4 protein-coding genes and 1 pseudogene are annotated in these 9,204 nt (G+C 65.0%); 4 read left to right on the top strand and 1 reads right to left on the bottom strand.

What is annotated here, in order from left to right; all coding sequences use genetic code 11:
• Positions 1-16 precede the first annotated feature (16 nt).
• The 4 genes from BM118_RS14080 to BM118_RS14095 all read left to right on the top strand — a co-directional run bounded on the left by BM118_RS14080 (position 17) and on the right by BM118_RS14095 (position 8,784).
• The gene (locus tag BM118_RS14080; RefSeq protein ID WP_092186098.1) at positions 17-1,708 is read left to right on the top strand and encodes a methyl-accepting chemotaxis protein; all 1,692 of its coding nucleotides are present in this window, start codon (positions 17-19) and stop codon (positions 1,706-1,708) included.
• A 197-nt stretch (positions 1,709-1,905) separates the two neighbouring features.
• A complete protein-coding gene (locus tag BM118_RS14085; protein WP_210189044.1) occupies positions 1,906-4,098 on the top strand; it encodes a methyl-accepting chemotaxis protein in 2,193 nt (730 codons plus the stop codon).
• Positions 4,099-4,415: 317 nt separating this feature from the next.
• On the top strand, positions 4,416-7,595 hold the full coding sequence (locus tag BM118_RS14090; protein WP_092186100.1) for an efflux RND transporter permease subunit: 3,180 nt from the start codon (positions 4,416-4,418) through the stop codon (positions 7,593-7,595).
• Positions 7,582-8,784, top strand: coding sequence for an efflux RND transporter periplasmic adaptor subunit (locus BM118_RS14095; protein WP_092186101.1), 1,203 nt, complete (start codon positions 7,582-7,584; stop codon positions 8,782-8,784). Before BM118_RS14090 ends, BM118_RS14095 begins: the two co-directional genes overlap by 14 nt.
• Positions 8,785-8,939: 155 nt before the next feature.
• Here the strand turns inward: BM118_RS14095 and BM118_RS41420 are convergent.
• Positions 8,940-9,204: pseudogene (locus BM118_RS41420) on the bottom strand (IS4 family transposase); the annotation flags it as partial.

Below are 9,204 nucleotides of genomic sequence, written 5' to 3' on the forward strand. Positions count from 1 at the left end.
ATAAAGAGACCTGACTATGTTCGCCAAGATCTCCATCCGTGCCAAGATCATCAGTGTCGTGGCGTTCCTGCTGGTCGCGATGACCGGCATGGGCCTGCTCGCGGTCACGAAGATGCGGTCGATGAACGCGAACACCACCGACATCACCACGAGCTGGATGCCCAGCGTGAGGGTGCTGGGCGAGCTCCGGGCCAGCGTCATCACCTATCGCAGCGTGGTCCGCGAGCACATGCTGGCCGAGACCCTGGAAGAAAAGCTCGCGATGGAAAAGACCGCGGTCACCACCGGCGAGACGCTGGCCAAGGCCCGCCAGAGCTACGAGCCGATGATCACCTCGCCGGAGGAGCGGGCGCTCTACACCGAATGGTCCAAGCTGTGGGACGACTACAAGAAGAGCGCCGACGAGGTTTTTGCATTGTCGCGCAAGGAGGCCGGCAAGGTCCCGCACGAGGCGCACGAGCTGAACGTCAAGACTGCCAACAAGATCGGCATCCAGTCCGACGAGGTCCTGCGCAAGGACATCGACCTCAACACCCGGGGTGGCGACCAGGCCGCGCGGGATGCCGCCGACAGCTATTCCTTCGCCTTCATGCTGGTCGCGATCATCCTGGGCGCGGCCGTCCTGACAGGCATCGGCGTCGGCTTCTATCTGGTCCGCGACGTCTCCAGCGGCATCGCCTCGATCGTCGAGCCGATGCAGGCGCTGGGCAAGGGCGACCTCTCCGCCGAAGTCCCGCATCGCGGCGAGAAGACCGAGATCGGTGCCATGGCCGACGTGCTCCAGGTCTTCAAGGAGGCGCTGATCGCGAAGAAGGCCGCCGATGAAGCCGCCGCGGCCGATGCCGAAGCCAAGATCGAGCGCGGTCGCCGCGTCGACAACATCACCCGCGAATTCGAAACGATGATCGGCGAGATCGTCCAGACCGTGTCGTCGGCCTCGACCCAGCTCGAAGCTTCCGCCTCGACGCTGACCTCGACCGCCGACCGCTCCCAGCGGCTCGCGACCACCGTTGCCGGAGCTTCGGAGGAAGCCTCGACCAACGTACAGTCGGTAGCTTCGGCGACGGAGGAGATGGCCTCCTCGGTCGGCGAGATCAGCCGTCAGGTGCAGGAATCGGCGCGGATGGCCGGCGACGCCGTCGGCCAGGCGCGTGCCACCACCGAGCGCGTCAGCGAGCTCTCGAAGGCGGCTTCCCGCATCGGCGACGTCGTCGAGCTGATCAACACCATCGCCGGCCAAACCAACCTGCTGGCGCTGAACGCCACCATCGAGGCGGCGCGCGCCGGCGAAGCCGGCCGCGGCTTCGCGGTTGTCGCCTCCGAGGTGAAGGCGCTCGCCGAGCAGACTGCGAAGGCGACCGGCGAAATCGGCCAGCAGATTTCCGGAATCCAGGCGGCGACCAACGATTCGGTCGGAGCGATCAAGGAGATCTCCTCGACGATCGAGCGTCTGTCGGAGATCTCGTCGGCAATCGCGGCGGCCGTGGAAGAGCAGGGCGCGGCGACCCAGGAGATCGCCCGCAACGTGCAGCAGGCGGCGCAGGGCACCCAGCAGGTCTCCTCCAACATCACCGACGTGCAGCGCGGTGCCACCGAGACCGGCACCGCCTCCTCGCAGGTGCTGTCGGCTGCGCAGATGCTGTCGAACGACTCGAGCCGGCTCAAGAACGAGGTCAGCAAGTTCCTGACCAACGTCCGCGCGGCGTAACAACGTCCGCGCCGCGTAAGGCCGTCAGAGCAGGTATCGGACTACGCAAGAGCGGCGCCATCGGCGCCGCTCTTTGATTTTGGCGCATGGCCTGGCGCCTGCTGACTTATTTTTCACGTGGGTCCTACGGTTCCATTTCTTTACGGGTTCCGAACTCTGCGAACCTTAACTCGTCGCAGTGTTTTGGAGACTCAATCGTGAAGCTGTTTTCATTTTCTGCCATTCGCTCCATCCAGTTGAAGATCGCCCTGATCGCCGGCCTCTGCCTGGCGGTGACGTGTGTCGTGCTGATCGGCTACGGCCTCTTCTCCACGCAGAGCATGAACCAGTACGTGACTCACGAGGTCATGCAGCTGGTCGACCAACAGACCAAGGAGAGCCTGATGAACCGGGCCTCCACCGAAGCCAACGCCATCAAAGCTGAGCTGGAGGTTGGGTTTGACGCGGCGCGCACCACCGCGCATGCCTTCGCGACCCTGGCCGACGAGAAGACCGGCACGCCGCTCGCGGCGCGGCGGACCCAGTTCAACGCGCTCCTGCGTCACGTGCTCGAGCTCAACCCTGCCTTCAACGGCACCTACTCGGCCTGGGAGCCCGGTGCGCTGGATGGCGATGATGCGGCGTTCAAGGGCCGCAAGGAGACGGGGTCGGACAACACCGGTCGCTTCCTGCCTTATTGGACGCGCAACGCCAGCGGCGCCATCGCCGTTCAGCCGCTCGTCGAGTACGACAGCAGCGAGCGTCATCCCAACGGCCTCGTGAAGGGCGCCTGGTACATCAACCCGAACGCCACGGGTAAGGAAAACATCCTGGGCCCGTTGCCCTACATCGTTCAGGGCAAGGCCGTCTTCCTCGCGACCATGTCGGTGCCGGTCATGATCGACGGCAAATTCCGCGGTGTCGCCGGCGCCGACTACAATCTCGATTTCGTGCAGAAGCTCGCCGTCAAGATCAACGGCTCGCTGTTCCAGGGCAAGGGCAAGGTCGCGATCCTCAACGACACCGGGTTGATCGTCGCCAATAGCGCGAACCAGGACGTGATCGGCAAGAACGCGTCGGAAGCCGACCCGCGCTGGAGCGAGAGCCTCGCCATCGTCAAGGCCGGCAAGGGCGCGGTGCAGGACGATCCGAAGTTCGCCAACATCGACATCTATGCGCCGATCCGCTTCGGGCTCACCGAGAACGCCTGGTCGGTCGTGATCTCGATTCCGCGCGACGTGGTGCTGGCATCCGCACGGCAACTCGACGCCTCGCTCAGTGCACGTGCGACCTCCAACACGTTCTGGCAGCTCGGCGTCGGCCTGGTCATCGTGCTGGCGGCGATCTTCCTGATCTCGTTCGCCGCACGCAAGATCGCGCGGCCGATCCAGGATTGTGCCAATTTCGCCGATGGCATCGCCAAGGGCGATTTCAACCAGCAGCTCGAGATCGAGCAGGTCGACGAGGTCGGTAGGCTGGCGACGTCGCTCAGGTCGATGCAGGGCGACATCAAGCGCGGCATCGAGCAGCGCGCCCAGGACCAGGCGGCTGCCGATCGCGAGCGCCGGCGCGCGATGAACGAGCTGGCCGACAGCTTCGAAGCGTCGGTCGGCGGCATCGTGGAGACGGTGTCGGCCGCATCAGGTGCGCTGGAATCCTCGGCCGGAACGCTCAGCTCGACCGCCGAACGGGCGCAACAGCTCACCAGGGTCGTCGCTGCTGCGTCCGACCAGGCATCGGGCAACGTGCAGTCGGTGGCCTCGGCGACGGAGGAGATGGCCTCCTCGGTCGGCGAGATCAGCCGTCAGGTGCAGGAATCGGCGCGGATGGCGAGCGACGCCGTCGGCCAGGCCCGTGCCACCACCGAGCGCGTCAGCGAGCTCTCCAGGGCGGCTTCCCGCATCGGCGACGTCGTCGAGCTGATCAACACCATCGCCGGTCAGACCAATCTGCTCGCACTGAACGCCACCATCGAGGCGGCGCGCGCCGGCGAAGCCGGCCGCGGCTTCGCCGTGGTGGCCTCCGAGGTGAAGGCGCTCGCCGAGCAGACCGCGAAGGCGACCGGCGAGATCGGCCAGCAGATCTCCGGCATTCAGGTCGCGACCAACGACTCGGTCGGCGCGATCAAGGAAATCTCCTCGACCATCGAGCGCCTGTCGGAAATCTCCTCGGCGATTGCGGCGGCGGTGGAAGAGCAGGGCGCGGCAACCCAGGAGATCGCCCGCAACGTGCAGCAGGCGGCGCAGGGCACCCAGCAGGTCTCCTCCAACATCACCGACGTGCAGCATGGCGCGACCGAGACCGGCACGGCCTCTTCGCAGGTGCTGTCGGCGGCACAGATGCTGTCGAACGACTCGGGCCGGCTCAAGAACGAGGTCAGCAAGTTCCTGACCAACGTCCGCGCGGCGTAAGCCTCCCCAATGTCGTCCCGGCGAAGGCCGGGACCCATAACCACAGGACGTGGTTTGGCGCAGACTCGTCGTTCGGTACTCCTATCGAATGCAATCGATAAATTCCGCGGTATGGGTCCCGGCCTTCGCCGGGACGACGCCGTGCTGCTTTTCATCCTCGCATAGCTGCGATGCTTATTCCGCAGCGCGGTAGCACGGAAGTGAAGAGCGCGCTGTCGCTTGGCATTGGCGCTGTCGGCGGTGCTCAGGTAAAGGGGAAAGAGGATCCCCGTCGGGGCGGATTCCGCATCCCTGCTTGACCTGGAATTGCCTGGCGCATGATTGCTCTGGTCCGTATTGCCCTGAGCCGACCCTATACGTTTGTCGTGCTCGCGCTCCTGCTCCTGATCATCGGACCGCTGGCAGCGCTGCGGACGCCGACCGACATCTTCCCGGACATCCGCATTCCCGTGATCGGCGTGGTCTGGCAGTACACCGGCCTGCCGCCCGACCAGATGTCCGGCCGCATCACGACGCCGTTCCAGCGCGCGCTGACGACGACGGTCAACGACATCGAGCACATCGTCGCCAACTCCTATAACGGCTTTGGCATCATCAAGATCTTCTTCCAGCCGAACGTCGACATCCGCACCGCCAATGCGCAGGTCACAGCGATCTCGCAGACGTTGCTCAAGCAGATGCCGCCGGGCGCAACGCCGCCCTTGATCCTGAATTACTCGGCCTCGACCGTGCCGATCATCCAGGTGGCGCTGTCGGGCGACGGGCTGACCGAGCAGAACCTCGCCGACATCGGCATCAACCAGCTCCGCACGCCGCTGGTCACGGTGCCGGGGGCTGCGATCCCGTATCCGTTCGGCGGCAAGCAGCGCCAGGTCCAGATCGATCTCGACCCGACCGCGCTCCAGGCTCGCGGCCTGTCCGGCCAGGACGTCGCCAATGCGCTGGCCGCGCAGAACCTGATCACGCCGGTCGGCACCCAGAAGATCGGCACCTTCGAGTACAACATCCAGCTCAACAACTCGCCGCTGAAGATCGACGAGCTCGGCAATCTGCCCATCAAGACCGTCAACGGCGCGATGGTCTATGTGCGCGATGTCGCGACCGTCCGCGACGGCAATCCGCCGCAGACCAACATCGTCCATGTCGACGGCAACCGCTCGGTGCTGATGATGGTGCTGAAGGCGGGCGCGACCTCGACGCTCGATATCATCGCCGGCATCAAGCAGAAGGTGATCGAGGTCAAGGACCAGCTCCCGGACGCGCTGAAGATCGGCTTCATCGGCGACCAGTCGGTGTTCGTTCGCGGCGCGATTCAAGGCGTCGCCTTCGAGGGCGTGATCGCAGCGCTGCTCACCAGCGTCATGATCCTGCTGTTCCTCGGCAGCTGGCGCTCGACCATCATCATCGCGGTCTCGATCCCGCTGTCGGTGCTGGGCGCCATCATCATGCTGTCGGCGATCGGGGAGACGCTGAACATCATGACGCTCGGCGGTCTCGCGCTCGCCGTCGGCATCCTCGTCGACGACGCCACCGTGACCATCGAGAACATCAACTACCATCTGGAGCAGGGCAAGCCGGTCGAGCAGTCGATCCTCGACGGCGCCAACCAGATCGTCACGCCGGCCTTCGTCTCGCTGCTCTGCATCTGCATCGTGTTCGTGCCGATGTTCTTCCTCACCGGTGTCGCGCGCTTCCTGTTCGTGCCGATGGCCGAAGCCGTGATGTTCGCCATGATCTGGTCGTTCATCCTGTCGCGCACGCTGGTGCCGACCATGGCGAACTACCTCTTGCAGGCCCATGTCCATCACGAGGGCGAACCGCCGAAGTCGCGCAATCCGCTGGTCTGGTTCCAGCGCGGCTTCGAGGCGCGGTTCGAGCGCATCCGCAGCTTCTATCGCGGCCTGCTCGGCATGGCGCTGGCGCATCGCGCGGTGTTCGTGATCGGCTTCCTCTGCGTCGTCGGTGCGTCCTTTGCGCTGGTGCCGTTCCTCGGGCGCAACTTCTTCCCCGCGGTCGATGCCGGCAACATCCTGATGCACGTCCGAACCCAGGTCGGCACCCGCGTCGAGGAGACCGCGAACCAGCTCGCCGATGTCCAGAAGGCGATCCGCAAGCTGATCCCGGGCGAGATCGAGACCCTGACCGACAACATCGGCATGCCGATCTCCGGCATCAACATGACCTACAACAACACCGGCGTCATCGGTCCGCAGGACGGCGACATCCAGATCAAGCTGAAGGAAGGCCACAAGCCGACCGAAGAGCATGTGCGCGTGTTGCGCGAGCAGCTGCCGCGGCTGTTCCCTGGCGTCAGCTTCGCATTCCTGCCGGCCGATATCGTCAGCCAGATCCTGAACTTCGGCGCGCCCGCGCCGATCGACCTTCAGATCCGCGGCGCCAATGTCGGCGCCAACTTCGCTTACGCCAACAATCTGCTGGCCAAGGTCCGCAAGATTCCCGGCGTTGCCGATGCGCGCATCCAGCAATCGCCGAACAACCCGACCTTCAATATCGATGTCGACCGCACCCGTGCGCAATATGTAGGCCTGACCGAGCGCGACGTCACCAACAGTCTCGTGGTGAACCTCGCCGGTTCCTCACAGGTGGCGCCGACCTACTACCTCAATCCGGACAACGGCGTGTCCTATTCGATCGTGATGCAGACGCCGCAATACCAGATCGACTCGCTCAGCGCGCTGCAGACGCTGCCGATCACCGCCGCCAGCAATTCGCAGTCGCCGATCCTCGGCGGCATCGCCGACATCAAGCGCTCCACGTCGAGCGCGGTGGTCTCGCAATACGACATCCAGTCGATGGTGCAGATCTTCGCCACGACCTCGGGCCGCGATCTCGGCGCGGTCGCCGCCGACATCCGCCAGGTGATCGCCGATACCGCGAAGGAGGTGCCGAAGGGGTCTTCCGTCGTGCTGCTCGGACAGGTGCAGACCATGAACAGCGCCTTCACCGGCCTGCTGTTCGGCCTGCTTGGCGCCGTCGTGCTGATCTACTTCCTGATCGTCGTGAACTTCCAGTCCTGGTCCGATCCGTTCGTGATCATCACGGCGCTGCCGGCCGCGCTCGCCGGCATCGTCTGGATGCTGTTCACGACGGAGACGACACTGTCGGTTCCGGCGCTCACCGGCGCCATCATGTGCATGGGCGTTGCCACCGCCAACAGCGTGCTCGTGATCTCCTTTGCGCGCGAGCGCTACGAGGAACTCGGCGATCCCGTTGCTGCCGCGCTCGAAGCCGGCTTCGTCCGGTTCCGTCCCGTCCTCATGACCGCGCTCGCCATGATCATCGGCATGGCGCCGATGGCCTTGGGCCTCGGCGAGGGCGGCGAGCAGAATGCGCCGCTCGGCCGCGCCGTGATCGGCGGCCTGATCTTTGCAACCTTCGCCACGCTGATGTTTGTTCCCGTGGTGTTCAGCATGGTACACAAGAAACAAGGCGCCAAAGCCGCCGCCCCTTTGGAGACTCCGCATGTCGCCCACTGAATCCCGCCCCCCGGTGTCGCACCGGAAACTGGGCATCTTCGGCGTGGTGGCGCTGATTGCGGCAGGCCTGGTCGTCGGCACCGGCATCCGCGCGCGCGAGGAGCAGGGCTCCAAGTTGAAGGAATGGACCGATGATCAGGCCGTTCCCAGCGTCGCGGTGACCCAGCCTAACGCCAAGGCGCTCAACGCCAGCCTCGATCTGCCGGGCCGGTTGGAAGCCTACTACCGTGCCCCGATCTTCGCGCGCGTGTCGGGTTACCTGAAGAGCTGGAGCGCCGACATGGGGGCCCGCGTCAAGGCAGGGCAGGTGATTGCCGAGATCGAGGCGCCCGACCTCGATCAGCAGCTCCTGCAGGCCCGCGCCGACCTCGCCAGCCAGCAGGCCAGCGCAAGGCTGTCGGAAGCGACGTTGAACCGGCGCAAGACGCTGGTCGCCTCCAACTTCGTCTCCGCGCAGGAGATCGACGAGCGCACCGCCGATCTCTCCAACAAGAACGCCGCGGTGCATTCGGGACAGGCCAATGTCGAGCGGCTGGAAGCGCTGGCCGGCTACAAGAAGATCACCGTTCCGTTCGACGGCGTGGTCACGGCGCGCGATACCGACGTCGGTGCGCTGATCAATGCCGGTGGCGGCTCGGGCCCGGCGATGTTCGTGGTCTCGGACATCACCAAGCTGCGCGTCTATGTCAACGTGCCCCAGAATTACGTGCCGGCCATCAAGATCGGCGCGAAGGCCACCATCGCGCTGCCGGAGTATCCGAACCGGACCTTCCAGGCGACGGTGGAAGCGTCTTCGCAGGCCGTCGACGTTGCCTCCGGCACCACGCGCATGCAGCTTGGCCTGGACAATTCCTCGGGCGAACTAATGCCCGGCGGCTATGCCAGCGTGAAGTTGAGCCTCCAGCGCGACTCCGCGCCGCTCAGCATTCCCGCCAGCGCGCTGATCTTCAACGGCAGCGGCCTGCGTGTCGCGACCGTCGGTGCGGACGACAAGGTGCTGTTCAAGGCCGTGACGATCGCGCGCGATCTTGGCAAGGAAATCGAGCTCGCATCAGGCATCTCTCCGGACGATCGCGTCATCACCGCCCCGCCGGACGGCCTGTCCGATGGCGATCAGGTCCGCGTCGTCGGCGCCGGCGCCAAGGGCAAGCCGGCCACCGCGTCGGAAAAGCAGGCGCCGAAGGGCTAGCTTTTCTTCACCTCGCCCCGCTTGCGGGGAGAGGTCGAATTGCGAAGCAATTCGGGTGAGAGGGACTCTCCGCGAGTCTAACTCTCACGGTGTTTGCGGACGCAGCCCCTCACCCCGACCCTCTCCCCGTAAGAACGCAGGGCTGTCCGGGGAAGTTAGGCATAGGATAGCTCGATCTGGTCTGGGTGGCTGTGGGATCTGCGTTTGCTTGGGTTGATGGGTGGAGGCTTGTCGATTGCGGCGATGGCCCGGCGCGTGAATAGAAGCTGGCTGACGAGTTCAGCGAACCTGATCGGAAGCATGGCGAGGCAGTTGGCTTTGGCGGCGATACGCAGCAACAGGTAGGCGATCATTGCGGCAAACACCTGGAGCCGGACCGCATTGTCGTTGGCGCCGAGAAATTTGCGGATGTCGAGATGT

Source organism: Bradyrhizobium sp. cf659, from assembly GCF_900113725.1.
Taxonomy (GTDB): domain Bacteria; phylum Pseudomonadota; class Alphaproteobacteria; order Rhizobiales; family Xanthobacteraceae; genus Bradyrhizobium.

Excerpts from the sequence above, each read along its gene's own strand:
- BM118_RS14095 (WP_092186101.1), top strand. The coding sequence starts at position 7,582 with ATGTCGCCCACTGAATCCCGCCCCCCGGTGTCGCACCGGAAACTGGGC.
- BM118_RS14080 (WP_092186098.1), top strand. The coding sequence starts at position 17 with ATGTTCGCCAAGATCTCCATCCGTGCCAAGATCATCAGTGTCGTGGCG.
- BM118_RS14090 (WP_092186100.1), top strand. The coding sequence starts at position 4,416 with ATGATTGCTCTGGTCCGTATTGCCCTGAGCCGACCCTATACGTTTGTC.